Consider the following 26,617-nt stretch of genomic DNA (forward strand, 5'->3'; position numbering starts at 1 on the left):
CTGCAGGCGTAAAACTTTGAAAGCAGCTTCTGTAAGGAATTGCCGGTAATTCTGGCCGAACGACCCACAACGTCGTGAGGAGCATGAGTACGGCAATTTCGGGATGAGCGTCCCGGACACCCATTTGGGACCACTGATGAGGGTAATAACTGTGCTTGAAGCCTACCGCAAACATATCGAAGAGCGTGCAGCCCTGGGTATCGTTCCCCAGCCGCTTAACGCCGAACAAACAGCAGGCCTGGTCGAGCTGCTGAAAAACCCTCCGGCTGGCGAAGAAGAATTTCTCGTTGACCTGATCACCAATCGCATTCCACCAGGCGTGGACGAGGCGGCCTATGTAAAAGCCGGCTTCCTGTCTGCACTGGCCAAGGGCGAAGTATCCTCCCCTCTGCTGGACAAAAAGCGCGCTGTAGAACTGCTCGGCACCATGCAGGGCGGCTACAACATCGTCACTCTGGTTGACCTGCTGGACGACGCCGAGCTGGCGCCAGTCGCTGCCGCGCAACTCAAGCACACCCTGCTGATGTTCGATGCGTTCCACGACGTCGCGGAAAAAGCCAAGAACGGCAACGTTCACGCTAAAGCCGTGCTGCAATCGTGGGCTGACGGCGAGTGGTTCAAGAACCGTCCGACCCTGGCCGACAAGATCAGCCTGCGCGTATTCAAGGTAACCGGCGAAACCAACACCGACGACCTCTCCCCTGCTCCTGATGCCTGGTCGCGTCCAGACATCCCGCTGCACGCCCTGGCCATGCTGAAAATGGCCCGTGACGGCATCGTTCCTGATCAGCAGGGCGCCATCGGCCCGATGAAGCAGATCGAAGAAATGCGCGGTCAAGGCTTCCCGATCGCCTACGTCGGTGACGTGGTCGGTACCGGTTCGTCGCGTAAATCGGCCACCAACTCGGTACTGTGGTTCTTCGGCGACGACGTTCCTTACGTGCCGAACAAGCGCGCTGGCGGTTTCTGCTTCGGCAGCAAAATCGCTCCGATCTTCTACAACACCATGGAAGATGCCGGCGCCCTGCCAATCGAGTTCGACGTTTCCAACATGAACATGGGCGACGTGATCGACCTGTACCCGCATGCTGGCAAAGTCTGCAAACACGGCACCGACGAAGTCCTGACCACCTTCGAAATGAAAACCCCGGTGCTGTTGGACGAAGTCCGCGCCGGCGGCCGTATCCCGCTGATCATCGGCCGTGGCCTGACCGAGAAGGCTCGCGCCGAACTGGGTCTGCCACCGTTCGACCTGTTCAAGAAGCCTGATGCACCGATCGAAAGCACCAAGGGTTACACCCTGGCGCAGAAGATGGTCGGCAAGGCCTGCGGTCTGGCAGAAGGCAAAGGCATCCGTCCTGGCACCTACTGCGAACCGAAGATGACCACCGTGGGTTCTCAGGACACCACTGGTCCGATGACCCGTGACGAACTGAAAGACCTGGCGTGCCTGGGCTTCTCGGCTGATCTGGTAATGCAGTCGTTCTGCCACACCGCGGCGTATCCAAAGCCGATCGACGTGACCACCCACCACACCCTGCCTGACTTCATCATGACCCGCGGCGGCGTTTCCCTGCGTCCGGGCGACGGCATCATCCACTCGTGGCTGAACCGCATGCTGCTGCCAGACACCGTCGGTACCGGTGGTGACTCGCACACCCGCTTCCCGATGGGCATTTCGTTCCCGGCCGGTTCCGGTCTGGTTGCGTTTGCCGCTGCCACCGGCGTTATGCCGCTGGACATGCCGGAATCGATCCTGGTGCGTTTCAAAGGCAAAATGAAGCCTGGCATCACCCTGCGTGACCTGGTTCATGCGATTCCGTACTTCGCCATCCAGAACGGTCTGCTGACCGTCGAGAAGAAAGGCAAGAAAAACGCCTTCTCCGGCCGCATCCTGGAAATCGAAGGTCTGGAAGGTCTGACCCTGGAGCAGGCGTTCGAACTGTCCGACGCCTCGGCCGAACGTTCGGCTGCCGGTTGCACCATCAAGCTGTCGAAAGAGTCGATCACCGAGTACCTGAACTCCAACATCACCCTGCTGCGCTGGATGATCGGCGAAGGTTACGGCGATGCGCGTACTCTGGAACGTCGCGCTCAAGCGATGGAAGCCTGGGTGGCCAACCCGGAACTGATGGAAGCCGATGCCGACGCCGAATACGCCGAAGTCATCGAAATCGATCTGGCCGACATCAGCGAGCCGGTACTGTGCGCGCCGAACGATCCGGACGACGCCCGTCTGCTGTCCAGCGTTGCTGGCGAGAAGATCGACGAAGTGTTCATCGGTTCGTGCATGACCAACATCGGTCACTTCCGCGCTGCCGGTAAACTGCTGGATCAGGTCAAGGGTCAGCTGCCAACCCGTCTGTGGCTGTCGCCGCCGACCAAAATGGACGCTCACCAACTGACCGAAGAAGGCTACTACGGCATCTACGGCAAGGCTGGCGCACGCATGGAAATGCCAGGCTGCTCGCTGTGCATGGGTAACCAGGCACGCGTTGAGCCGAACAGCACCGTGGTGTCGACGTCGACCCGTAACTTCCCGAACCGTCTGGGCGACGGCGCGAACGTCTACCTGGCTTCGGCCGAGCTGGCGTCCGTGGCTTCGATCCTGGGTCGCCTGCCGACCGTCGAGGAGTACATGGAATACGCTGGCAAGATCGACAGCATGGCGGCCGATATCTACCGCTACCTGTCCTTCGACCAGATCGCCGAGTTCCGTGAAGCTGCTGCGAACGCCAATATCCCGGTCGTTCAAGCCTAACGTTGCAACGCAATGAAAAAACGCCGCCCATCGTGAGATGAGCGGCGTTTTTTTATGCCTGATGGAGGGTGGTTGCCTGTTCAGGCCTCACCGCTTTCGCGAGCAGGCTCAGCTCCCGAGCCAAAAAAAACCGCTGTGCCCGGGCAGGCACAGCGGTTTTTATCGATTGAATCCGTGTTACATCGTCAGCTTGTAAACCAGTGCCGAAATCGCTACCAGACCTACCGCCGTAACAAACACGTTAGACGCTTGGCCACGATAGCGCGCCATCGCCGGAACCTTGCGAATCGCATACATCGGCATCAGGAACAGAATCGCCGCGATGACTGGGCCGCCGACGGTTTCGATCATGCCCAGAATGCTCGGGTTCAGGGTCGCCACGACCCAGCAAATCACCAACATGAACGCCGCCACAATGCGATCCAGTGCCTTGGCGCCTGGCCGTTTGCCGCTCTTGACGATCAGTCCTTTCAGGCCTTCGCTGGCACCGATGTAGTGGCCGAGGAACGACTTGGAGATCGCCACAAACGCAATCAACGGTGCCGCAAAGGCGATGGTCGGATTGCTGAAGTGGTTGGCCAGATAAGACAGGATCGACAGATTCTGCTCTTTGGCTTCCGCCAATTGCCCTGGCGACAACGTCAGTACGCAGCTGAACACGAAGAACAGCACCATCACCACCATCAACGCGTGTGCGCGGGACAGGATCTGCGAGCTGCGCTCTTCAGCGTGGACGCCATAACGACGTTTCTGATCAACCGCAAATGCCGAGATGATCGGCGAGTGGTTGAACGAGAAGACCATCACCGGAATCGCCAGCCACAGCGTATGCAGCAGTGCGGACGGCGCCGGCACCTGCGATGCCGTGGTCAGGATGCCGCCGTTCCAGTGCGGAATGAGGTAAACGGCGAGGAACAACAGCGCGACAATAAATGGATAGACCATCAGGCTCATGGCCTTGACGATCGCCTGCTCGCCGCAACGTACCACGGCCAGCAAGCCGAGGATCAACACGAACGACAGCAGCGCGCGCGGTGGTGGCGTGATGTGCAGTTGGTGTTCGAGGAAACTGGCGACCGTGTTGGTCAGACCGACGCTATAGATCAGCAGAATCGGGAAGATCGCGAAGAAGTACAGCAGCGTGATCAGTGCACCGGCCTTGATGCCGAAATGTTGCTCGACCACCTCAGTGATGTCGGCGCCCTCGCGACCGGACAGCACGAAGCGGGTCAAGCCACGGTGTGCAAAGAACGTCATAGGGAACGCGAGCAGCGCAAGGATCACCAGCGGCCAGAAGCCACCCAGACCTGCGTTGATCGGTAAAAACAGGGTACCGGCGCCGATGGCCGTCCCAAACAGTCCCAACATCCAGGTGGTGTCCTGGCGATTCCAGCTCGAAAGTTCAGCGGGTGCTGCTGCATCAAAGCGCTCTTCGACGCTATTGGCCTGATCATTCATCCGGTCGGATCTCCGCATTCCGGTCACTTGCCACTCGGTCAGGACGCGTCGGAAAAAACCGACAGACATGCTCCGGCCGAAACAGGGGCGCGATTCTCCGTGATAAATGAGCATAAGCAAAGACTTAGCTGAGGAATGGTTGTGCGGAGCAGATCAGTGGGGTGTCGTTTTCGGGAAAATAACTGTCGGTGACAGGTAGGTACTGTGTCGTTTTCTGGCAAGCTCCAATGTTTGATGCAATCGCGAGGACTTGATCAGATTGATCGTGCCAGGATGAATCCGAGCGACATGCAAAAAATGCCGAACGCCAGCATCCCCCAGATTGGATACATATCGTCCTTGTCCTTGATACGCATTCTTTCGACCGACTCATCGTACTCCCGGTCCGATAGTTCAATCATAGCCTTGCGGTCAAATGTGCTCATGTTGATTTCCTTTTTGGGTCATGGGTCTGACTGTTGTGAAGCGTGATCACTCAAACCTTGAAAAAAACGCCTACTACCGCAGTGATTGCGGTCACCACTCCAGCCAATACCGCGAGTGGATAAAAACTCGTCTCTCTCTTTAGCTTTTTTGCTTCCGCCAGAAGCTTTTGTCTTTCTGCCACGAGTTTCCGTGTTTCATTCAGGAGCCTTTGGAGCTCCAGGTTTTCGCGATCGTCCTGAAGCATGCGCCTTCCTTGGCTATTGGCAGTGACTGGCCGGACTGCTTTGTGCCCTCATGATTTCCTAATCATCTCGCGCCAGATAGCGGATGAATCCGGCGGTTTCGTAGGCAAAATCCGTGAGTAAAGTAGGCAGCCTCATACAGAGATCTTTTAGAAAACACCTCGCGATCAAGTACCCGTGCCTTTCAATTTGGCCCACATGATCTAGCGTGAGATGAGTCCCCTGCCCTGCGGAGCCTTCCCATGCCACTGGTTCGCGTCGACATCAAACAAAACCCCGACCCCGATTTCGCCAAACGCATCGGCGAGCAGATCTATTCAGCCCTGCGCAGTTGTATCGATGTGCCCGAGCACGACAACTTCCAGATCCTCACCGAGCACGACAGTCAGCACTTCGTCTACGACCCGCAGTATCTGGGGATCCAGCGCAGCGATGGCGTGGTCTTCATTCAGATCACCATCAGCGAAGGACGCACGGTGGAGAAAAAGCAGTTGCTGTTCAAAACCATCGCCGAAAGCCTGCACACACAGTTGGCGGTGCTCCTGGAGGATGTGTTCATCAATCTGGTCGAGGTCAAGAAAGAGAACTGGTCATTCGGCAATGGCATCGCGCAGTACGTCACTTGATCCGCTCGTTGACAGCCCGATACCGGGGCCAGCATGATCGGCCCATGAACATTCGCGCGCTGCAACTCACCCGTACCACCACGACCGCCACCGGCGGATCGTGGTGTTTCTGCCTGAGGTAAACCCAGCGCAGCAAACCCAAGGCCCCGCCAGCAATGGACGGGGCCTTGTAGTTTCTCCCGTCCGTGCGGCATCTGCAGCACCCAAGGAGAAACACCATGCCCGCAGCACTGTTGATCATCGATATGCAGGTCGGTCTGTTCCACGGACCGGAAAACCCCTACCAGGGCGAACGGATTCTGGCCAACATCCAGCGTCTGATCGCTGCGGCCCGCGCGAATCAAGTGCCGATCTTCGCCGTCCGCCACACCGGCCCGGACGGCTCACCGATTGCCGCTGGCAGTCCTTTCTGGCAACTACTGCCAGCGCTCGAGCTGGACGCTGACGTCGACACCCTCTTCGACAAATCCCGCCCGGATGCTTTCCATGGCACTGACCTCGCGCTGAAACTCGAAGCCGCGCAGGTAGACGACCTTTATGTGGTCGGCATGAAAAGTCAGTTCTGCATCGACAGCACCTGTCGCAGCGCTGCCGATCTGGGCTTCAAACCTTTGCTGGTCGCCGATGCCCACACTTGCATGGACACTGCCGAGCTATCGGCCGAAGCGATCATCAAACATCACAACGCTACGCTCGGTGCCGCCTTTGCACGATTAATTGACAGCGCTGAAGTGACGTTCTAAGGAAATCCACTCCGAAGTTGACGCAACTTGCCTTGCTGCGGTTGCGTCAACCGGACATTTGTCACGGTATCCTCCGTCCTACAGCATCGTGTAACTAATCAAGGGTGCCAGCGACTTTAACTACAGACAACGCCAACAAACAAGCAAATCGGACCTCAACTTTTCAGAATACTCCTACAGCCTAAACAGCCAAAAAAACTCACAACAAAATATTACTTAAAACCGAATACCAGCCATTTGTTACAAGCAACTACCCAGCCATTGAACAATATTCCATGGCAGGTCTATATTTTTATCGCCCCGAATTCGAAGAATAATAATTGAAGTGTGGTCAAGAGGACACAGCATGCAAAAGTACATGATGACCGGCCTGTTGTTGGCCGCACTGCTAGCCCCGCTCGCCAGCGCCAATGCCGATGTCCGCGAGCTGGCTTCTTCGCCGCGATGGCTGACCACCAAGGTCTACATCGACGGCGCCCCGGAAACCGACGTCAAAGCGAAGTACCCCGGCGTCGTTGGTATATCGACGTGGGATCCCGAGCGTAATCGATACGAGTTCTTTTACGCCGATACCGGCGAATCAAAGTACAACAACGGTGGTGGCGGTTATTTCTTTGTCACCGGCGATCAGCAACAGCACATTCTTGTGCCGGATATCGGCCCCACCAAAACATGGGTCAGACGTCTGGAAACATTGAACAATCAAGAGTTCACTTATTCTCGGGAAGTCCCTCGCGACATGGTCGAAAACAATCCTCTCGTTCGCATTCATGTCGTTCACGCGCCCTACACCGGGACGGTAGAAACCAAGTCCGCCATCAAACAATAAGACCAGGAGTTCGATATGCAAAAGCCACTTAAAACCCTGCTGATGTCGACGTTACTTGTCTCTTCGGTCTATTGCGCCGGGGTCAGCGCACAAGCCGCCACCCAACCCGCAAAAAATGCTGTCGCCACCGCCGACAACGCGATGATGCTGACCGTGTTTCTGAAACATGATCAAACCCGTCCGTTGAGTGAACTCAAGGCTCAGCTTGCGCAACAGGGTTTCCATAAAGCGTTCCCCCCGGCCGGAGTCGAAGTGGTGAGCTGGAACATCATGATGGGGATCGGCCAGGTCGTAACCGTGCGCTTTCCTGTCTCGCGTCTGGCGGAAGTGAACCTTGCGCTGGAAAACACCGCATGGGGCAGTTACCGCACCGAGTTCTATCCGACCTACGATATCAAGCCGCTCGCGATGGCTGAGCAAGCCAAAGCCCAAGCGGCCCAATGATACCGACAGCACACCGGATCACCGGTGTGCTGGCAGCCTTGCTTCTTGTCCGAAGCCGTCCAGAATCAAAGCACCACTGCGCCAATGACAACGATTGCCAAGTCGCTGCGGATTCAGCACTCTGAAACGACTTTCGCGACCAATCCGCCGACGTTCACAGGAGCCGCGCAATGCCCGCAACCGTTCTGGTACTGGTTGAAACCATCAATGACTATTTGCCGATCCTCGAACATCAGGGCTTCCACCTGATTCTCGCTCCCACACCCGCCGAACGTGCGCAAGCCATCGCCACCCATGGCTCGCGCATCGACGCGGTGCTGACCCGTGGCCCGTTGGGCCTGACCGCCGATGAAATCGCCGCCCTGCCCGCGCTGAAAATCATCACCGTGATCGGTGCCGGTTACGAGCATGTCGACCTGCAAGCCGCGAGCAACCGCGGCATCACTGTCACCAACGGCGCCGGGGTCAATGCCTCGTCGGTGGCCGACCATGCGATGGCGATGCTGCTGGCGCTGGTCCGTGACATCCCGCGTTGCGACGCTGCCGTACGCCGTGGAGAGTGGCCGAAGATCATGCGCCCGTCGCTGGCCGACAAACGCTTGGGGATTCTTGGACTCGGCGCAGTGGGCATGGCGATCGCCAAACGCGCGAATCTCGGCTTCGACATGCAGATCAGCTATCACAGCCGTCAGGTGCGCAACGATGTGCCGTACGCGTTCTGCTCGACGCCGACCGAACTGGCGCGAGCATCGGACTTTCTGATCGTCGCCACGCCCGGCGGCATCGGCACACAGCATCTGGTCACCCGTGCGGTACTCGATGCGCTCGGCCCGAAAGGCTTCATCGTCAACATTGCCCGCGCCAGTGTCATCGCTACGGCGGATCTGATCACTGCCCTCGAACAACGCAGAATTGCCGGTGCCGCACTCGATGTATTCGATCACGAGCCGCAAGTGCCGGATGCGCTGAAAACCCTGAGCAACGTGCTGCTGACACCACACGTCGCCGGCCTGTCACCGGAAGCGACGCAAGGCACGGTGGAGTTGGTGGGCAAAAACCTCGTCGCGTTCTTCTCCGGCGAGCCGGTGCTGACGCCCATTGCACTGCCACCAAAACTCAACAACCAGCGCGTGCACTAAAGCACGCCAAGCAACGTCCACAAACGCCGCGATTCAGCGTCGGCGCTGATCAACTCACCGAGCAATTCGCTCAGCGGCTTGTTGCCCCACTCGACCCCGCGCCGGATCAGATACGGCACCGGGCTGTGGGGTTCGGTACGGGCGAGGTATTCGGCGATCAGCAGTAGTTGGCGATACGCCTCTTCACGATTGGCCGGCTCACGAAAGGCCAAGGCTACCGGTGCGGGTTCTTCTGGCTGCGCAACGGCGTCGGGTGTTTCGACCAGCGGCGGTGGCGGTGCCGGTTGTTGTGGGTGCATGGCGATAAACTCCTGAACCAGTTTCAGCAGCGCCTGGATGGTGTCCTGCAAGGGGCGCAATCCCGGCGCCTGATCCCCCAGATAGGCATCACTCCAGGTGTTGAGCCGTTGCAAGTGTTGCAGGCTCAGGAGCAGATTGCCCTGAGTGCGCAGCCAGAACGCCAGCGGCGTGGCGCGGATTTGTTCGTTGAGTTTCTTCTGTTCATTGCGCGCGGTTTCCGCCGAGGTCTTGGCGTTCTTGCTGTCGTTGGTCTGCACTTGCTGCACCTGCAAGCGCCGCCAGACTTCCAGGGTGTAAGCCTCGAAATCGTTGTTGCGGCTACCGAACAACGGCACCCGCGTGAGCAATATTTCACTGTACCGGCGCACCAGCCATTCCAGCGGAATCATCCGCCATGACTGGTCGCCGTCCTCGGCCTGCGGGTGCAGGTGCTCGGGAAAGCGCTCACACAACCCGGCGACCAGCGCCAGACTGCCGGGCAAGCCGTCCAGCGCTTGCAAGTGCAGCCACGCCTCGCCGAGCCAGGCGCTGAGCATCAGGTCCTTGCTGCGTTCCAGCAATAACGTCGTCGTGAGTTTTTCGACGTCCGGCCAGTTCGCCCGCTTCAGTGTCGATTGCCACACCCCGGTCGGCAGGCTGGCGTCGTCTTCGCGACGCAGGTCGCGCAACTGGTCGAACTCACGTTCATAGCGCAGATCGACGCCGCACGGCATATCCGCGCTGAGCGGTGTGAGCAGTTGGTCAATCAAGTCCGGCAACGTCGTCGATGGCAGGCTCACAAGTCTTCCTTCTGCGATTCAAGGGCGGCGGTGCTGCCGGTCACCTGAAACGGCGAACGCGGCGCGCGAGTTGGCAACGGCGCGATCGACAGCGGCAGTTTCGAGCCCTGGCTCATCAGCGACAGGCGCACGAACATCCGCGTGAAGTCGCTGGTGACGCTGTCCGGCGCCCCGGTCACGGGTAAACGCAACGTCAGCGGGAAATCGGTGTAATCCACGTTTGGCTGACGCTGCACCGAGAAATGCGCGCGCAGCAGGCGCAGCAATGACCATGGCCCGCCGTACTCCCAACCGGCCTCCAGATCACGCACCACCAGATTCGGTTGCAGTGGATCATTGACCGGCCGCTCCTTGCCGTTTCGCGCCCAGCGCAGGGTCAGGCGGATAGGCTGGCCGACCATCCAGCGCAGGTTCGGTTGCTCGGCTGCCGGATAGTTGATTTGCTGATTGCCGGCGAGCAAGCCCCAGGCAATCACCTGATCGGCGCCCAGCTCATCATCGCGATCGGTGCGCCAGCGCACGTCCAGCTCGACACCAAGGATGCCACTCTTGTCACGCACGAACAGCGGCGTCAGCCAAGTGCCGGCCTGCTTCAAGCGGTTGAGAAAATCCGCCGCGGCCAGGCGTTCCGGGGTCTGGTTGGTGGCAAGGCCGGCCTGCGCAACAGGCAGTTTTTTGTCGATCAGTTGCAGAAAATATTCGACCCGCGCCGGATCGGCATCCTGCATCTGCACGCCGTTGGCGAACGGAAAGCGATCCGCCAGATATTGATTGAAGTAGTTGGCCAACTCATTCCACGCCGCAGCGGCCTGTTGCACTTGCAGCAACTGGCAACGCTGCATGGCCTCCTGCTGTAACTCCATCGCGCGCATCGCCAACGTGCCGCGTCCGCCGGCGACGTTGGCGGTCTGCAACATTTGCAGGCAGGAATTGACGTCCATCTCGACGAAATCGCGGCTGACCAGTTGCTCGATCTGTGCCGGCGAACTGGCCGGGTTGGCCTCTTTATATTTGCGCAGTTCGTCGTTGAGCGCACTGAACTGCGTCACGCGTTCGTAATCCAGTGCCGACAGATTGGCTTGCTGTGTTGTCAGCCACTGCAACGAAGACGTGCGCCGCTCAGTGATGCCGAGCATGGTGTTGAACTGCTGCTTGAGGCTCAGTTTCAGATCCTGCACGTCGCTGGCGCCGAACAGTTCCAGACCGAGGTTTTTCGAGCCGTCCCACTGGCTGATCTCGGCCCGTCCGCCGAACAGTGGTTGCGCGGTGATTTCATCCAGACCACCAATAAGCTGCGCCATGGCGCGGCGATTGAGCGCCGCTTGCAGGCGGGTGGATAGATCCGCGCGATGCACCTCGACGAAAGCCTTTTGCAGGGCCATGGCTTGCTCGGCCTGCACATTGAACACAGCGTAAGGATGCGCCTGATCGTTGTGATCCTTGAGGCTCAACCACATCGCCTGGGCGGCGGCACGCTCGGCGGCTTTGAGCACCGCAACGCGATAGTCCGGTGGAATGCGTGGCAGTTCTTCGGCGATGTAGCTGTTGTAGTCGGCGAAATATTTCAGCGATTCATTGAGGTCATCACCGTCCACGGTCTGGCCTTGCATATTGACGTTGTCTTCGCTGGCACGCAGGGCGACCGAAACGAAGTCACGCTTGAACAGCGCCTGTATCGCGTTATCGAGTTTCACCACTTGCTCTTGCAACGCCAATTGCCCGCTGACTTGCTGTACCAGCAAATTGTCCCGGGAGCCGACCTGGGCGATCCATTGATCGCGGAAACTCTGCTGCAAGCGTGACGCTTGCGTGTCGAGGTCTTGTTGGACTTGCGCGCCCAACAATGTGCTCTTGCCCACTTTGGCGAGAAAGTCACCATAACCGGGCACCAATTCCTGGCCTTTGCCACGGCTCCACGTTGCATTGGTCAGGGCAATCGCCGCTTGCAGATCGTCGACCAGCGCGGTCAGCTCTTCGAGCTCGCCCAGGCTGTTGCCACTGCCGGCCTCCAGTTGATCGAGGTGCAATTTGAGGTAACCGGCCTTGCTGACAAAGTTGTCGGCGAGGAAATATTGATCCAGCCAGCGCTGCATCAATCCGGAAAAATTGCTGACGATCAGCGGCCGGTCGACGCTCAGGTCGAGTGCCTGCAAGCTGCCGTCTTCGCCGGCCACCAGCAACCGATTGTAGAAGTTCGCGTAGGGCAAGGTGCCGGTGTTGAGGTTCAGCGACAGCGCGGTGTTGCTCAGTTGCACCAGGTCGTCCAGTGGCGCGCGCTGATTGTTTTGCAGCTGATTGAACAGCTGATTCTGCTGCTCCAATCGCAGTGCCCGATCCACCAGATCGGTCGCCTTCAGATAGTTCTGCCACTGCGCCGGGTCGTCGCTTTCGACACTGCTGCGCCGGTCGGTGCTGCGGATCGCCTTGATCTGCGTAAGCTCCGCGTTCAGCAGGTCATGCAGCGGCACCACCATATGACGCTGGGTGGATTGCAAGACTTCCTGCTCGAGCTGGTTGTCGAGCGAGGAAAACCACGACGTCGGGAATACCAGCGAGACAAAGCTCCAGTGCGGCGCGCGTTCCAGTACGCGCCAGAAGGTCTGCACGTTGCGCCGGGTCGAGTCGACCCGCTGCGCTTCATCGCTGATCGCCACGTAGCCCTTTTGCGCGCCCTGCATCTGCCGCGCCAGTTCGTGAGCATCCTTGACCGACGCATGCCAGACCCACAGCATCGCCACCGCCCAGACCACCCCGACGACCAGCGCGATCCCGGCAGTCAGCCGCTGCCAACGCTGGCGCAGACGCAACAGGCGCGGTACGCCGTGCGCCAGACCACGCTCACCGACCAGTCGCTGGCGCCACAGCTGTCGGGCAAAAGCGCTGCGCTGCAAGCCGCTGTCATCCACGGAAAACCCGTCCTGCGCATCCTCCCCGGCCACATTGGCGGTGAAATACACACCACGGAAACACGGTGCCTCACCTTGCGCATTGCCCTGAAACACCGGCTCCAACACGTTCTGCAAACCGCGCCGCAAGGTTTCCAGACGATCCGGCAAGGCATACAGATCCGCACTCAACTGACCGGACAACGTGCCAATTTCAATCACCGCTTCGGCCACCGCGCGGTGCAGACGATCCAGCGCCTGATCGCTCCACTGGCCTTGCCAGACGGCTCGCGCGCATAGGGTGACGACCAGCCCAAAGTGGCTTCGCGGGCCTCTTGCGGCAAGGCGCTGATCAGATCCTGAACCCCCGGCAATTCCTCAAGCCCGGTGACAATCACATACACCGGGACACTGAGCCCGAAGCGTTGCAGCAGGTCGATAAAGCGCCGACGCGCGGCCAGACCCAACTGAGTTGCTTGCTCAAGATTACTTAGCCGACTGACTGGCACCGTCCAGACCACTGCGTCCAGCGGCCGTTTACTGCGCAGCCGCAGGATCAGGCCGAGCAGCCGCCACCAGCTGCCGCGTTGCAAGTGCATGCCGTCGTCCGGCAGAAACAATGCTTGCGGCACCACCAGCACAGCCCCTTCGGGGTCCGACCACCAGCGACCGAACCACGCCGGTTTATCGGTCGGTTGCAGGCGCCATTCTGTGACCAGTTGCGTGCCTTGGACTTCGTCGCCGAGCATCAGCAACCATGGCATCTGATAGCGGTCGAGATTGCCCTGGTCGCGTTCCATATGGCGCACGGAGGCATAGAAACTGCGGATCGCTGCGCCACTCTGGGTGCGCAACCACCACACCGCCACCACGATGATCACCAGCAACAACAGCAGCGCGATGCACCACGCAACGATCGTCAGCGGGCTCATGAGGCTTGCTCCGGCGCACTCACCCTATCGCCGCTTTGCAGTGCCGGCGCCAACTCCTGGCCGATGTCCCGCCACAACCAATGCCCCAGCGCGGTCAACAACAGCACCATCGCCAGAATACCCAGTGCCAGACGAAAGCCATCCGGCAGCGCCGTGCGCACCGGCAGTTGCAGCGCCGGTGTTTGTGAGGGCTGCACCAGGCGCTGACTGACATCGGCGTAACTGGCTTCGTCTTGCCAGGCCAGGTTGTACAGCGCCAACCGCCATTTCTCCAATTGCGCCTGACTGTGTTCACCGCGCAGACGGCCATGGAAACCGAGGATCAGACACTGCAGGTACACGTTGGCCAGATCGCGAGTGGTCGGCTGCTGTTCTTCGAGCAAGGTTTGAATCGCTGCGGGTACTTGTTCGCCCGCCTGACGGCTGGAATACAGCCGCGACTCCAAGGGTTTTTCCTGCCACGCGGCTTGGCCGGGCCATGGCGTGAACAGCAGGGTTTCGTCGACCAGCGCGACAAATGCATATACCAATGCTTTGACCTGTTCGGTCGCCGAATCGCCGACCCGCGAATAGGCCGTGCGCCACAATCGCTGCGAAGCCTGAGTCGAGAGTTCGACAACGGTCTCGACCAGCGCCGCTTCGTCCTCGCTGTCCTTGGGCAATTGCAGCCAATCCTGTTGCCATTGCTGCCAGGTCTGACGGAACGCGCTGCTCAACGGTGCGTCCTGCAACCCAAGGCTTGCGGCACTTCCCTGCGACATACGGCGTTCCTTGTGTGATCAGGCACTTTCATTGTTCTGGGCGATAAACAGCACCACTTGCCATGGACTGCTGGTCAGCTTCGCCGCCGGTGCAGCAATTATCAGCGGCAGTTGCGCGTCGAACCACGCGCCCTGGGCGGTGATCACAAACAGGCGCGTGTCTTCGCCGACGCTGTAGGCAACCTGTTCGCTGCGGCTCATGGCCTGATGGGATAACCCGCTCATGCGCTGACGGCTGAGCAGCGCAATGTGCGGCGCCGAGGCGATGATCGCGCCACGCAACCAGTCGATCGCGGCTTGCTCACTGGCACCGTTAGGCATGCGCAGACCGATGACCAGACGCTGACTCGGCTGCTCGTCCGGCAACTGAATCGAAAAGCTCTGCTCACTGCGTTCGAACGGCAAGCTGCGATAACCGGCCCGAATCATTTCCAGGGTGGTTTCCAGCCATTGCAGCACCGCGTCGTAACCGCGCTGCAATTCGACAAAATCCAGCGGCGCAAAAGCCGGCACGCCGGCCAGCGGATCGAGCGCCGACCACGCGCCGGCCAGCCCGAGCAGTTGTACGTGAAGCGTTTGCGGATGGGCGATGCGACTGTTCAGCGTGCCTTCGACTTCCGGCAGGCGCGCCCATAACGCGGTCAACTGACGGCGAATTTCCAGCGCGTCGTCCTGATTGCCGGCCTGCTGCGCCTGACGCAAGCGGCCGCCGAGAAACAGGCATTTCTCCCGCGCCCGCGCGCAGAGCCCGGCGATGCGTCGGCCGAGCGCCGATTCCGGCAACAGGGTTGGCGTCGGCGGGGTGTAAGACAACGGCAGAAACCCACCACCCTCCTTGCGAATTTTCAGCAACGGCAGGCAGATTGAATCGGCTTTGTTCAGTTGCGTGCACAAACGCGGATTGGGTCGCCACACGGTAATAGATTCGGGAAATTCACCGCTGGTGAGATCCGGCAACGCCTCACCCACTACCGATTGCATCCGCCCCTTGAGCGGCAGCAATTGCCCGGCGCGCCACATCGGGCTGATTGCCAGAAATACCGTGACGGTGGCATCGTCGGCGGCATCGATCGCCGCGCTGACATCCAGTTCCAGCGTCGGCCCGATCCCGGCCTGCAAATCCACGGGCAAGCCGTCGGGCATCGTCCCTTGCAGCGACACCACCCGCACCACCCCGGCACTCAGCGCCGAAGGATCGAACTCCATGTGGCTGACGCCCCAGAACCACGGGTTGCACGCCTGCGCCAGGTGCGCACCGAGCGCTTCGGCCCGCAGCCCCTGCAACTGAAAATGCTGCGGCAACAATTGCATGCCTTCATGCCAGCAAACCGCGTCAGGTAGCAGACTCATACGACTCCTTTCGACCCTGCCGCAAGCCGGCGGCGAGCGGTGTTTTCAATTTTCCCGGCTGACCAGATTCATCTCGCGACTGTCGAATTTCAGCCATGCCTCGCGTTGATCATCGAGGCGTAATCGGTGCGCTCCGGGTGTGTTATAGCTGGCGAAGACCAAAAGTCCAGCGGCCTTCTTGCCCCCCAATGGGAAGGGTTGGCGGTCGATGAATTGCCCCGGCACCAACTCCAGTCCCCACACGCTCATCAACTGACGATAGTCGCGCTGATACTGTTCGCGCCCGGCGAACCACTGGCTGGCACTGATGCCCGACAATTGCTTGAGCAGGTCGGGGTCGGCGACCGCGATGAAATCCACGGCAATCGGCGTGTCGTCGTTGGCTTTTGGCGCGACGTCGAGGGTCAGGCTGTCGAGGTCCACCTTCGGCCCGAAAAGAGAACAACCGGCCAGGGACGCAAACAGCAGTGTTAGAAAAAGTCGTCTACGCAAAATGAATTTTCCTTTTCACAAGCCTGTCCAAAAATGTTTTTGCTTGCTTTTTTATAGACCTGTTCTAGCGTCTTGGGTAGTTCGGTTCCTACAGCCGAATCAAGAAGGTTTGTCAAAGGAACGACAGGTCATCTGCCTCCCTTTCTAACCTACGGTCCAGCAAGGGAAAGCGATGAACGGGCCTCCCCGATGCATTGCGCCCGCTCATCGCATCGGAGTCCGCCGTCATGGCAGAAAGTACTCAGCACAAGCTCGACCGGGTGCGCCCGCCCCGAGTGCAAATCACTTACGACGTCGAAATCGGCAATGCCATCGAGAAAAAAGAATTGCCACTGGTGGTCGGGATCCTCGCTGACCTCTCGGGCAAGCCGCTCGAACCATTGGCAAAACTGACTGACCGGCGGTTTACCGAAATCGACCGTGACAACTTCAACGAAGTGCTCGCCTCGATCAGCCCGCGTGCCACGCTGCAGGTCAACAACACCCTGAGCGGCGACGACAGCAAGCTCAATATCGAACTCAACTTCAAACACATCGACGACTTCGATCCGGTCAAAGTGGTGGAGCAAGTCACCCCGCTGCGACGCCTGTTCGAAGCCCGCCAGCGCCTGCGCGATCTGCTGACCAAACTCGATGGCAACGATGATCTGGACAAGCTGTTGCGCGACGTCATCGCCAACACCGAAGGCCTGCAGGAAATCAAATCGGCCCGCCCGGACACCGCTACCCCGGCCGCTGACGCCGAGGCCCCGGCCGAACCGCAAGCCTGATCGTTCACTTAATCGAGGGGAGAATTCGCCATGCCCGCTTCAGCTCAGAAACAAGCCAGCGACAGTACGACCGAGACACTTTCCCTGCTCGACCAGATCATTCTCGACGGCCGCATGGCCCACGATGACAGTCAGCAGGATTACGCCCGCGACATGCTCGCGGAGTTCGCCACCCAGGTCCTCGACGAAGGCATGGCCATCGACAAGGACACCGTGGCGATGATCAACGACCGCATCAGCCAGATCGACGAGCTGATCAGCGCCCAGCTCAACGAGGTTCTGCACCACCCCGACCTGCAAAAACTCGAAGCCTCGTGGCGCGGTCTGCACATGCTGGTGCAGAACACCGAAACCAGCACCCGGCTGAAACTGCGCCTGCTCAACGTGACGCAGAAAGAGTTGCAGAACGACCTGGAGAAAGCCGTCGAATTCGACCAGAGCGCACTGTTCAAGAAAATTTATGAAGAGGAATACGGCACCTTCGGTGGCCATCCGTTCAGCCTGTTGGTCGGTGATTACACCTTCGGCCGTCACCCGCAAGACATCGGCCTGCTGGAGAAACTGTCGAACGTCGCCGCCGCGGCTCACGCGCCGTTCATTGCCGCCGCCAGCCCTCGTCTGTTCGACATGAACAGCTTCACCGAACTGGCGGTGCCGCGTGATCTGTCGAAGGTGTTCGAGAGCCAGGAGCTGATCAAGTGGCGCTCGTTCCGCGAGAGCGAAGATTCGCGCTACGTCTCGCTGGTACTGCCGCATTTCCTCCTGCGTCTGCCCTACGGCCCCGACACCTCGCCGGTGGAAGGCATCAACTACGTCGAAGACGTCAACGGCACCGACCACAGCAAATACCTGTGGGGCAATGCCGCGTGGGCGCTGTCGCAACGCATCACCGAAGCCTTCGCCAAGTACGGCTGGTGCGCGGCGATTCGCGGCGCTGAAGGCGGCGGCGCGGTGGAAGGCCTGCCGGCGCATACCTTCCGCACCAGCTCCGGCGACCTGTCGCTGAAATGCCCGACCGAAGTGGCGATCACCGACCGCCGCGAGAAGGAACTCAACGACCTCGGCTTCATCGCCCTGTGCCACAAGAAAAACAGTGACGTCGCGGTGTTTTTCGGCGGCCAGACCACCAACAAATCCAAGGTCTACAACACCAATGAGGCCAACGCCAACGCGCGGATCTCGGCGATGTTGCCGTACGTGCTCGCAGCCTCGCGTTTCGCCCATTACCTGAAGGTGATCATGCGCGACAAGGTCGGCAGCTTCATGACCCGCGACAACGTGCAGAGCTACCTCAACAACTGGATCGCCGACTACGTGCTGATCAACGACAACGCGTCACAGGAAATCAAGGCGCAGTACCCGTTGCGTGAAGCGCGCGTGGACGTCACCGAAGTCGCCGGCAAGCCCGGCGCCTATCGCGCGACGGTGTTCCTGCGGCCGCACTTCCAGCTCGAAGAGCTCACCGCGTCGATCCGCCTGGTGGCGACTTTGCCGCCACCGGTTGCTGCCTGACCTGCTTTGCCCTCGCCGCAGCTGCGGTGGGGGCTTTCTCTATCTAGCGCGACACCTTTCAGGAGTTTCAAGCGATGGATGCAATCATTCTCGACCTCGGCGGCGATATCAAAGGTGACAGCCTGCTCGAAGGTTTTGCGGACAAGATCGAAGTCATGTCCTACAGCCACAATGTGGCGATGCAAGTGACCAACGATGTCAGCAACTCGGAGCGAACCTCCGGTAAACCCCATGTCGGCGAATTCACCTTGACCAAGTTCATCGACAGCTCGACGCCGTCACTCAACGAATACTGCTGCGCCGGCAAACCGATCCCCGAAGCCATCATCACTATCGGTCGCAACGCCGCCGAGGGCAGCGGACAGTTGATGCCTTTCATCGTCTACACCCTGACCAACGTGGTGATTTCCAACGTCAGCGTCAGCGGCGGCACCGGCGGCAAACCGGTGGAAACCCTGTCGCTGAACTTCACCAAGATCAAATGGGAACTCACCGCACAAAAAGACGATGGCACCAAAGAAGGCACCGCCGCGTCGACCTGGGACATGGCCGCCAACAAGCTTGTCAGCTAACCGGACGCCCCGGCCATGGCTGGCACCGGCATCCTACCTCCGCTGCTCGAACGCCTCGCCTCCAGCGAGGCCGACAGCACGCGGGCGTTCGATCGGCAGGATTTGCTCGACTCGGTGCACGCCGAGCTCGGGCGCCTGTTCAACACCCGCCGTGGCCCGCGCACGCTGACCCAGCCGCCCAGCGTGATCGATTACGGCATCGCCGACTGGAGTGCACTGCAACAGCAACGCAGCGATGACCGTCGGCGGCTGGCACGGGACATCCGCGAAGCCATTACTCATTTCGAACCGCGCCTGATTCTCGGCGAAGTTCAGGTCAATCCTGTGCCCGAACAACCGCAACGAATGAGCATTCGCTTGATCGGCGAGTTGCGCAGCGGCGAGCAACACTGGCCGGTGGCATTTGTCATCGAGCCCGGCGGGCAAGGGCTGGAGGTGCGCTATGAGCGACTCGATTGACCCGCAACTGCTCGATTACTACCAGCGAGAGTTGACTTGGCTGCGGCATGCCGGCGGCCAGTTTGCCGAACGTTATCCGAAAGTCGCCCGGCGCCTGCAGTTGTCCCCCGGCGAATGCCCCGATCCACATGTCGAGCGGTTGCTCGAAGGTTTTGCCCTGCTGGCCGCACGCCTGCAACGACGGCTCGATGACGATTACGCCGAGTTCAGCGATGCGTTGCTTGAACAGCTTTACCCGTTGGCCATGCGCCCGTTGCCGTCCTGCGCCATCGTTCAGTTCGAACCTGATCCAGGCAAAGGCAACCTTGACGAGGGCTATCCCCTGCCCCGCGACACCCCCCTGTTCGTGACCACCGGCAAAGGTGAAAGCATTCACTTTCGCACTTCGTCCGCTGTGTGTCTGTGGCCGATCGAAGTCAGCGAAGTGCTGTTGCTTGGCGGCGATGAAGCGCAAGTGCTGACCGGTGTCGCGCAATCACGCTCGGCACTGCGCCTGAGCTTGCGCTGCCTTGGCGAAAGCCAATGGGCGGAACTTGGCATCGAGCAATTGCGCATCCATTTGGCCGCGTCGCCAGTGGTGAATGCCGCCCTGTATGACTTGCTCGGCGCCCATGCGGTGCAAGTGCTGGCCGGGTCGCCGGGCAGCGTGCCGATCGTACTCAAAGGCCTGCCGAAAACCGTCGGTTTCAGTGATGACGAAGTCATGTTGCCGGATGAAGACGGTGTTCATCCGGGCATGCGTTTGCTGGCCGAGTACTTCGCCTTCCCGGACAAATTTCATTTTTTCGATCTGCCGCTGAGCGGTGTCGCCAGTGACTGTCAGACGCTTTATCTGTACATCGTGTTCGACCGGGCGCCGGGCTGCCGCCTGCACTTGCAGGCCAGCGATATCGCTCTGGGCTGCGCGCCGGTGATCAACCTGTTCCCGCGCACCTCCGAGCCGCTGCGACCGGACGGCACCCGCAGCGAGTACCGTCTTATCGCCGACAGCCACCGCGAAAACAGCGTCGAAATTCACAGCATCCGAGGCATGCGTGCCAGCTCCAGCTCCGGCGTACAAAGGCTGCCAGCCTATTACGGTAGTCAGCACAGCGGCGGCGATCAACAACGCTACTGGCATGCACGCCGGGTCAGCGGCATGACCGCGAACCGGCTCGGCAGTGACCTGTTGGTGAGCGTGGTCGACACCCGCTTCGAACCGCAAACCGATCTGCCCGACTACAGCCTGACGGCCGAGTTGCTGTGCACCAACCGGCACTTGGCCCAAAGCCTGCCCGCCGGGACACCGCTGGGTTTCGAACGCCCTGGCCCAGTGGCATGGGCTCGCCTGCGCAACCCGCCGAGCCCGCAAAGTCTGCCGCGCCTGGACGGCGATTCACGCTGGCGGCTGGTGTCGCAACTGACTCTCAACCATCTGTCACTGGTCGAAGGTCCGCAGGCGCTCGATGCTCTTAAAGAGATCCTGCACCTGCACAACCTGCGCGATGAAACCAGTGCGGTACGGCAGATCGAAGGCCTGCTGAGCCTCAGTTGCGAACGGGTGATCGGCCATGTCGGCGGCGATGCGTGGCGCGGTTGGCGCAATGGTCTTGAAGTGCAGTTGCAACTTGATCCACAGCATTTTGTCGGCAGCAGCGCGGTGCTGTTTTCGGCGGTGCTCGCGCAGTTCTTTTCGGTGTACGCCACGGCCAATCGCTTTGTGCGCACGGTGTTGATGCAGGAAGACAAGGAGGTCAAGGCATGGCAACCCCAAGCCGGCATGCCCCTGTCCCTCTGACCCTGAGCCAGCGCCTGCGCCGTGATCCGCAGGCGTTCGAGTGGCTGCAGGCGTTGTTGTTGCTCGAGCGCGAGCAGCCGCAGGCGCAATCACTCGGCAGCGGCACGTCGCCGCAAGCGGAAGCATTGAAACTGCGCGGGCCTCTGACGCCGATGTTCGCCGCCAGCCAGATCGAAAGCCTGCGCGAGGTGCCGGGTGAATCGCTGACCCTCGACACGCCGATCTTCGGCCTTGGCGGGCCCGACGGCCCCCTGCCCTATGCTTGGCAGGAATGGCTGCAACAACGGGCGCGAGCCAAGGATCATGCGCCTGCCGAGTTTCTCGATCTGTTCCAGCATCGCCTGCTCAGTTTGCTTTACAAGGTCATGCGCAAGCACCGCATCGCCATCGGTTTTGTCACCCCCGGCGCGTCTCCGGTACAGGCGCAACTGCGCGCGCTGACCGGACTGTTGCCAAAGTCTTTGCAGGAACGCCAAGCGGTTCCCGATTGTGCGGTGCTGGCCTGCACCGCGTTGTTTGCCGATGGCCGCCGCTCATTGGCCGGGTTCGCCGCGATTGTGCGCGAACAGTTTGCCGTGCCGGTCGAGTTGAGCGCTTACGAAGGTGCGTGGCGCGAGATTCCGTCGGCGAGCCGCAGCGTCATCAAACCGGGAGGGCGCAATCTGCAACTGGGGCGCAACGCCGTCGCCGGCACGCGGGTCTGGGATGAACATGCAGGTATTCGTCTGACGCTCGGACCGTTGCCCTCGACGCAAGCCGGGCGATTCCTGCCGGACGGCGAAGCGCATCCGGCGCTGGCCAGCCTCGCCGCGCTGTATTTCGGCCCGGATCTGGACGTGACGCTGGTGCTGCTGATACGCGGAGCCGGACCGCTGAAACTCAATCGTCAGACGCCGGCGCAGGTCACCTGGAACGGCGGTCTGCAGCGTCAGGCCAGCCTCGCTGTACAGCGTATCGAAACCCGTCTTCGCCAGCTGGAGATCACCTGAAATGGAACTGGCCAGCCTGATCGGACGCCTCAACCCGGACAACCGCCGCGCCCTTGAACGCGCCGCGCAACGGTGCTTGCAGCGCGGCCATCACTTTGTCGAAATCGAGCATCTGTTGCTGGAACTGCTCGACATCGAGGGTGGCGATCTGGCTTTTCTGTTGCCGCGCTTCGGCCTCGAACGTGATGCGCTGACAGCCGAAATCAACAAGGCACTGGATCTGTTCAAGGCTGGCAGCACGCGCACGCCAGCACTGTCGTCACACACCCTGGGTTTGCTCGAAGACGCGGTGGTGCAGGCCAGTGTGCTGGGGCTCGACAGCATTCGTTCCGGGTTGCTGTTGTTGGCGCTGGTTGATCGCGATGAGCGCCGCAGTTTGCTGCTCAACAGTGCCTCCTCGTTGCTGCGGATCCCCAAAGAAGCATTGCGCGCGAACCTGTTGGAATGGACGGAAAACTCTCGCGAGCATGTCGGCCCGCGCGCGGTGTCTTCTGCAAACCCGGCACCACGCCAGGACTCAGTGCTCGATCAATACACCCAGGACCTTACCGCCGACGCCCATGCCGGGCGCATTGATCCGATCGTTGGCCGCGACGGCGAGATTCGCCAATGCATCGACATTCTGCTGCGGCGTCGACAGAACAATCCAATTCTGGTCGGCGCGCCGGGTGTTGGCAAAACCGCCGTGGTCGAAGGCCTGGCCCTGCGCATTGCCGCCGGGGACGTGCCGCCATCGTTGCAGAAAGTCAGTTTGCGCGTTCTGGATCTGGGTCTGTTGCAGGCCGGCGCGGGGGTCAAAGGTGAATTCGAACAGCGTTTGAAAGGCGTGATCGATGCGGTACGCAGCGCCGACAAACCGATCATCCTGTTTATCGACGAAGCGCATACGTTGATCGGCGCGGGTGGTGCCGAGGGTGGCAGCGATGCGGCCAATCTGCTGAAACCGGCTCTGGCCCGTGGTGAGTTGCGCACCCTCGCCGCGACCACCTGGATGGAATACAAGAAATACTTCGAGAAAGACCCGGCCCTCGCCCGCCGCTTTCAACTTGTTCAGGTTGAGGAACCGGACGAAACCACTGCCGTGGAAATGCTCCGTGGCGTCGCCGCCAAACTCGAACAGCACCACGGCGTGCAAGTGCTCGACGCGGCAATCCATGAAGCGGTGAAGCTCTCGCACCGCTACATCTCTGGTCGCCAGTTGCCGGATAAAGCCATCAGCGTGCTCGATACCGCGTGCGCCCGGGTCGCCCTCGGCCAGCACGATACCCCGCCACCTCTGGAAAGCCTGCGCCACCGACAGAACAGCCTCAAGGATGAAGTCGAACGCCTGCGCCGCGAACAGGCCACCGGCCTCGATCACCGTGAGCGCATCACCCTGCTGGAAGATGAATCGAAAACCAATGTACAGGCCATCCGCGAACTGGAAACCCGCTGGGGCGAGGAGCGCGTTGCCGTGCGCGAACTGCTCGAAACACGCCGCGAATTGCTCGACTTGAGCGAACGCGCCGACAGCGACAAACCCGATGAAGCCACCGACAGTCGCATCGATCATCTGGCTGCCGAGTTGTTGCGCCTTGAGGCCGGGCTGGATGCGATCCGCCAGGACGATCCGTTGGTGCCCGAACAGGTCGACGCGAAAACCGTCGCCGCCGTGATTGCCGGCTGGACCGGCATCCCCGTCGGCAAGATGCTCGCCGACGAAGCCCATGCCGTGCGCACCCTCGGCACACGCATGGGCCAACGAGTGATGGGCCAGAGCGCCGCGCTCAACACCATCGCCCAACGTCTGCAGGCTTATCGCGCCGGCCTCACCGATCCGCAAAAACCGGTCGGCGTGTTCCTGCTGGTCGGCCCTACGGGTGTTGGCAAAACCGAAACCGCGTATGCGCTGGCCGATGCGTTGTATGGCGGCGAACGCAACCTGATCAGCATCAACCTCTCCGAATATCAGGAAGCCCACACCGTCAGCCAACTCAAAGGTGCCCCGCCCGGATATGTCGGTTATGGCAGCGGCGGCGTGCTGACTGAAGCGGTGCGGCGCAAACCATATTCCGTGGTGTTGCTGGATGAGATCGAAAAGGCCCACCCGGATGTACTCGAAGCGTTTTACAACGTCTTCGACAAAGGCTTGATGGAGGACGGCACCGGGTTGGTGGTGGACTTCAAGAACACCGTGATGTTGGCCACCAGCAATGTCGGCGCTGAGTTGTTGCTCGATACGCCCGTTGCGCAACTCGGCTCGGATACCTTCAACGAAGCCCTGCATAAAGTCTTGTTGCAAGCCTTCCGCCCGGCGTTTCTGGCACGGATGACCGTGGTTGCGTATCGGCCGCTGGATGAGGCGACGCTGGAAGGGATTGTGCTCGCCAAACTTGAGAAGTTACGTGGTCGCTATAAGGCGGCCACCGGAAAGCAGTTCGAGTTCGATTCGGGAATTGTCAAAGCGGTGCTCGCCAAGTGCAGCGCGGCCGGTGCGCGGGATGTCGAGAATGTATTGATGACCCAAGTGACCGGGAAGCTGGCGGAATGGGTTTTAGAGTGACGTCAAAGACAGACGAATAGGGGAAAAACAGGACATGGCTAGTTCACCGATCATCACCGCCCGCTTTCCGAGCAACGGCCACCGGGAATGGGTTCACTCGGACCTGACAATGCACTATTCACGGAAAATTGATCTGGTGCCGGAAACGACGCAGCGCTCATTCCCTTTGACCTGGCATCACCAGATACCCTTCAACAGTTTGAGAGATTTCTGGAACTGGCTGTATGTCATTGCCGATGACGATCTGCTGGACATGTGCGTGGATCTTTTCAGCCAGCGAGCCAAAGGTGGGCGATTCCCGGAGATCAAGAGAAAACTGAAAGTGATCAAGACCACCTTGATGCCTACCTTGCAGCTGGAAACCCAGACCTATTCGCAATGGAAAGCGGTGGTTGCGCAAATCGCCAATGGTCTTCTTGCTCCCGCCGATGAACTCGACGGCGAGGAACAGTCCGATCTCTTTGAAGCTATTTCATGGTCATCGTGGAATATTCTCGAAGGCCCGCTCCCCCAGCATCGCAGTGATGATCCAGGCGATGCCAACGTAGACGACTTCAGCCATTTGAGAGAAATAAAGTTCTCGAAACACTTCATAAAAACCGCCGAGTTATATGCCTCCATGATTCTTTTTATCAATGAGATGAATGCCCAGCAGAACCAAAACTACAGTAAAGCCTGGGTCAAGGATCGCGCCAAAAAACTGCTCACGATCCTGACCGGTGCAGACCAGCTTCTGTTCAGCGTCAAGATCACTTTCTTCAATAAGAAGCACTGGAGCTACCAGGAGCAGATGACCGGACGCACGCCCGTGAGGGCGACTGTTCTTGACAATGGCGCGACGTGGTACCGGTGGCGTCGGTGCATCTAGGTTGGCTGAATGTAGCGCAAACGCAGGGAGGCTTGTATGTATTCGATCATGATCTGGAATGCTCAACATTTCGACAATCAGAAGAGCAACCACTCACAGGCCTATACCGACAAAAAGAAGTTTCTGGATTTCTATATCGCGCAAAAAAAGCCTCACATCATCGCCCTGTTCGAAGCAGGAAAAACCGGAAACATCAATGAAAGCCTGATTGCCGACCTGACCGGCAGCTACACGGCGATCGCCACGTTGACGCAGGAAGGTGGCAAGAAAAAACACACCACGCTCGGCTCGATGGTGCTGTTGCGAAACGACATCAGTACTGAATTCGATAACGTCACCGACAATTACATTCTGTCTCATACGGAACAACGCGCGCCGTTGATCATTCGCCACATCGAATCAACCTTCGGGTTCGCGTTCTATCACGCCAACGCCTCGTTCATGGCACCGGGCAATATTGTCGACACGATCGGCTTCATCCAGGACAACAAAGCCATGCTCGGCATCAAGAATCTGCTGTTTTTTGGTGGTGACTTGAACCTCATCCCGACGCAGGCCTACGCCGAAATAAAAGGCATGAACCGCTTGGTGCCGTCCAATCCGGGTTACACCCACTTGAGCATTAAAAATGTCACCCTCGCGCAGGCTGCCCATGAACTGAGCATCCTTCAAGGCTACGGCAAAGACACCCACCTCACGGCCAAGTCGTACTTGCCGCAGTACATGTTCGACCAGGGCATCGAAGCCTGTGATCTACAACCCGTGCTGTTGTTGCTCGACTATGCCTACGTCATGCATGCACAGCACTGGCGTGCGGAATGTGATGCGAGCCTGCAGCAGAACAGTGATTCGTGGGGCAACATCCTGGAAATCGCCCCGTATTGTCTGGGTCACCCGATTCGCAGCGACCATTTCCCCGTCATGTTTTACCTGAACGCAGCACTTGGCTAACTCCGGATAC

At 59.7% G+C, this 26,617-nt stretch carries 22 protein-coding genes and 1 pseudogene; 15 read left to right on the forward strand and 8 right to left on the reverse strand.

Annotated elements, in window-relative coordinates:
* The first annotated feature begins 151 nt into the window (after positions 1 to 151).
* Positions 152 to 2,761: a bifunctional aconitate hydratase 2/2-methylisocitrate dehydratase gene (gene acnB, locus HUW52_RS19850; RefSeq protein WP_175555712.1), complete on the forward strand. Its 2,610-nt coding sequence runs from the start codon at positions 152 to 154 to the stop codon at positions 2,759 to 2,761.
* A gap of 177 nt (positions 2,762 to 2,938) precedes the next feature.
* On the opposite strand, the gene HUW52_RS19855 is transcribed toward acnB, so the two are convergent.
* The 3 genes from HUW52_RS19855 to HUW52_RS19865 form a co-directional block, all read right to left on the reverse strand.
* Positions 2,939 to 4,219 carry an HAAAP family serine/threonine permease gene (locus HUW52_RS19855; RefSeq protein WP_175555713.1) on the reverse strand — a complete coding sequence of 427 codons (1,281 nt, stop codon included), beginning with the start codon at positions 4,217 to 4,219 and terminating at the stop codon, positions 2,939 to 2,941.
* 254 nt (positions 4,220 to 4,473) lie between these two features.
* On the reverse strand, positions 4,474 to 4,644 hold the full coding sequence (locus tag HUW52_RS19860; RefSeq protein WP_016982944.1) for a hypothetical protein: 171 nt from the start codon (positions 4,642 to 4,644) through the stop codon (positions 4,474 to 4,476).
* A gap of 50 nt (positions 4,645 to 4,694) precedes the next feature.
* A complete protein-coding gene (locus HUW52_RS19865; protein ID WP_016982943.1) occupies positions 4,695 to 4,889 on the reverse strand; it encodes a hypothetical protein in 195 nt (64 codons plus the stop codon).
* A 240-nt stretch (positions 4,890 to 5,129) separates the two neighbouring features.
* On the opposite strand from HUW52_RS19865, the gene HUW52_RS19870 reads away from it, so the two are divergent.
* From HUW52_RS19870 to HUW52_RS19890, 5 genes are all read left to right on the forward strand, one after another.
* Complete coding sequence (locus HUW52_RS19870; RefSeq protein ID WP_175554660.1) at positions 5,130 to 5,513, forward strand: tautomerase family protein; 384 nt, start codon at positions 5,130 to 5,132, stop codon at positions 5,511 to 5,513.
* Between the two features lie 218 nt (positions 5,514 to 5,731).
* Entirely contained in the window at positions 5,732 to 6,256 is a 525-nt protein-coding gene (locus HUW52_RS19875; RefSeq protein ID WP_016982941.1) for a cysteine hydrolase family protein, read from the forward strand.
* A gap of 346 nt (positions 6,257 to 6,602) precedes the next feature.
* Positions 6,603 to 7,085 carry a DUF4822 domain-containing protein gene (locus HUW52_RS19880; RefSeq protein WP_175554661.1) on the forward strand — a complete coding sequence of 161 codons (483 nt, stop codon included), beginning with the start codon at positions 6,603 to 6,605 and terminating at the stop codon, positions 7,083 to 7,085.
* A 15-nt stretch (positions 7,086 to 7,100) separates the two neighbouring features.
* Positions 7,101 to 7,529, forward strand: coding sequence for a hypothetical protein (locus HUW52_RS19885; RefSeq protein WP_175554662.1), 429 nt, complete (start codon positions 7,101 to 7,103; stop codon positions 7,527 to 7,529).
* A 170-nt stretch (positions 7,530 to 7,699) separates the two neighbouring features.
* Complete coding sequence (locus tag HUW52_RS19890; RefSeq protein ID WP_016982938.1) at positions 7,700 to 8,668, forward strand: 2-hydroxyacid dehydrogenase; 969 nt, start codon at positions 7,700 to 7,702, stop codon at positions 8,666 to 8,668.
* Here the strand turns inward: HUW52_RS19890 and tssA are convergent.
* The 5 genes and pseudogenes from tssA to HUW52_RS19915 all read right to left on the reverse strand — a co-directional run bounded on the left by tssA (position 8,665) and on the right by HUW52_RS19915 (position 16,167).
* A complete protein-coding gene (gene tssA / locus HUW52_RS19895) occupies positions 8,665 to 9,747 on the reverse strand; it encodes a type VI secretion system protein TssA (protein ID WP_175554663.1) in 1,083 nt (360 codons plus the stop codon). The two genes, HUW52_RS19890 and tssA, sit on opposite strands and share 4 nt — an antisense overlap.
* Positions 9,744 to 13,564: pseudogene (locus HUW52_RS19900) on the reverse strand (type VI secretion system protein). Before HUW52_RS19900 ends, tssA begins: the two are co-directional and overlap by 4 nt.
* Positions 13,561 to 14,325, reverse strand: a complete 765-nt coding sequence (locus tag HUW52_RS19905) for a DotU/TssL family secretion system protein (protein ID WP_016982935.1) — start codon at positions 14,323 to 14,325, stop codon at positions 13,561 to 13,563. The pseudogene HUW52_RS19900 and the gene HUW52_RS19905 overlap by 4 nt, the downstream one beginning before the upstream one ends.
* An 18-nt stretch (positions 14,326 to 14,343) precedes the next feature.
* Positions 14,344 to 15,675 carry a type VI secretion system baseplate subunit TssK gene (tssK, locus tag HUW52_RS19910; RefSeq protein WP_175554664.1) on the reverse strand — a complete coding sequence of 444 codons (1,332 nt, stop codon included), beginning with the start codon at positions 15,673 to 15,675 and terminating at the stop codon, positions 14,344 to 14,346.
* Positions 15,676 to 15,720: 45 nt separating this feature from the next.
* Positions 15,721 to 16,167 carry a hypothetical protein gene (locus HUW52_RS19915; protein ID WP_016982933.1) on the reverse strand — a complete coding sequence of 149 codons (447 nt, stop codon included), beginning with the start codon at positions 16,165 to 16,167 and terminating at the stop codon, positions 15,721 to 15,723.
* Positions 16,168 to 16,394: 227 nt separating this feature from the next.
* On the opposite strand from HUW52_RS19915, the gene tssB reads away from it, so the two are divergent.
* From tssB to HUW52_RS19960, 9 genes are all read left to right on the forward strand, one after another.
* The gene (tssB, locus tag HUW52_RS19920; RefSeq protein ID WP_016982932.1) at positions 16,395 to 16,937 is read left to right on the forward strand and encodes a type VI secretion system contractile sheath small subunit; all 543 of its coding nucleotides are present in this window, start codon (positions 16,395 to 16,397) and stop codon (positions 16,935 to 16,937) included.
* Between the two features lie 30 nt (positions 16,938 to 16,967).
* Positions 16,968 to 18,449: a type VI secretion system contractile sheath large subunit gene (gene tssC / locus HUW52_RS19925; protein ID WP_016982931.1), complete on the forward strand. Its 1,482-nt coding sequence runs from the start codon at positions 16,968 to 16,970 to the stop codon at positions 18,447 to 18,449.
* Positions 18,450 to 18,523: 74 nt separating this feature from the next.
* Entirely contained in the window at positions 18,524 to 19,021 is a 498-nt protein-coding gene (locus tag HUW52_RS19930; protein ID WP_016982930.1) for an Hcp family type VI secretion system effector, read from the forward strand.
* A 15-nt stretch (positions 19,022 to 19,036) separates the two neighbouring features.
* On the forward strand, positions 19,037 to 19,480 hold the full coding sequence (gene tssE / locus HUW52_RS19935; RefSeq protein ID WP_175554665.1) for a type VI secretion system baseplate subunit TssE: 444 nt from the start codon (positions 19,037 to 19,039) through the stop codon (positions 19,478 to 19,480).
* Complete coding sequence (gene tssF, locus HUW52_RS19940; RefSeq protein WP_175554666.1) at positions 19,464 to 21,257, forward strand: type VI secretion system baseplate subunit TssF; 1,794 nt, start codon at positions 19,464 to 19,466, stop codon at positions 21,255 to 21,257. Before tssE ends, tssF begins: the two co-directional genes overlap by 17 nt.
* A complete protein-coding gene (tssG, locus tag HUW52_RS19945) occupies positions 21,221 to 22,246 on the forward strand; it encodes a type VI secretion system baseplate subunit TssG (protein ID WP_016982927.1) in 1,026 nt (341 codons plus the stop codon). Before tssF ends, tssG begins: the two co-directional genes overlap by 37 nt.
* A 1-nt stretch (position 22,247) precedes the next feature.
* The gene (gene tssH, locus HUW52_RS19950) at positions 22,248 to 24,788 is read left to right on the forward strand and encodes a type VI secretion system ATPase TssH (RefSeq protein ID WP_175554667.1); all 2,541 of its coding nucleotides are present in this window, start codon (positions 22,248 to 22,250) and stop codon (positions 24,786 to 24,788) included.
* A 34-nt stretch (positions 24,789 to 24,822) separates the two neighbouring features.
* A complete protein-coding gene (locus tag HUW52_RS19955; protein ID WP_175554668.1) occupies positions 24,823 to 25,656 on the forward strand; it encodes a hypothetical protein in 834 nt (277 codons plus the stop codon).
* A gap of 36 nt (positions 25,657 to 25,692) precedes the next feature.
* Positions 25,693 to 26,607 (forward strand): hypothetical protein, encoded by a 915-nt coding sequence (locus HUW52_RS19960; protein WP_175554669.1) that lies wholly within the window; start codon positions 25,693 to 25,695, stop codon positions 26,605 to 26,607.
* Positions 26,608 to 26,617 lie beyond the last annotated feature (10 nt).

Source organism: Pseudomonas sp. 43A, assembly GCF_013363935.1.
GTDB lineage: Bacteria > Pseudomonadota > Gammaproteobacteria > Pseudomonadales > Pseudomonadaceae > Aquipseudomonas > Aquipseudomonas crudilactis.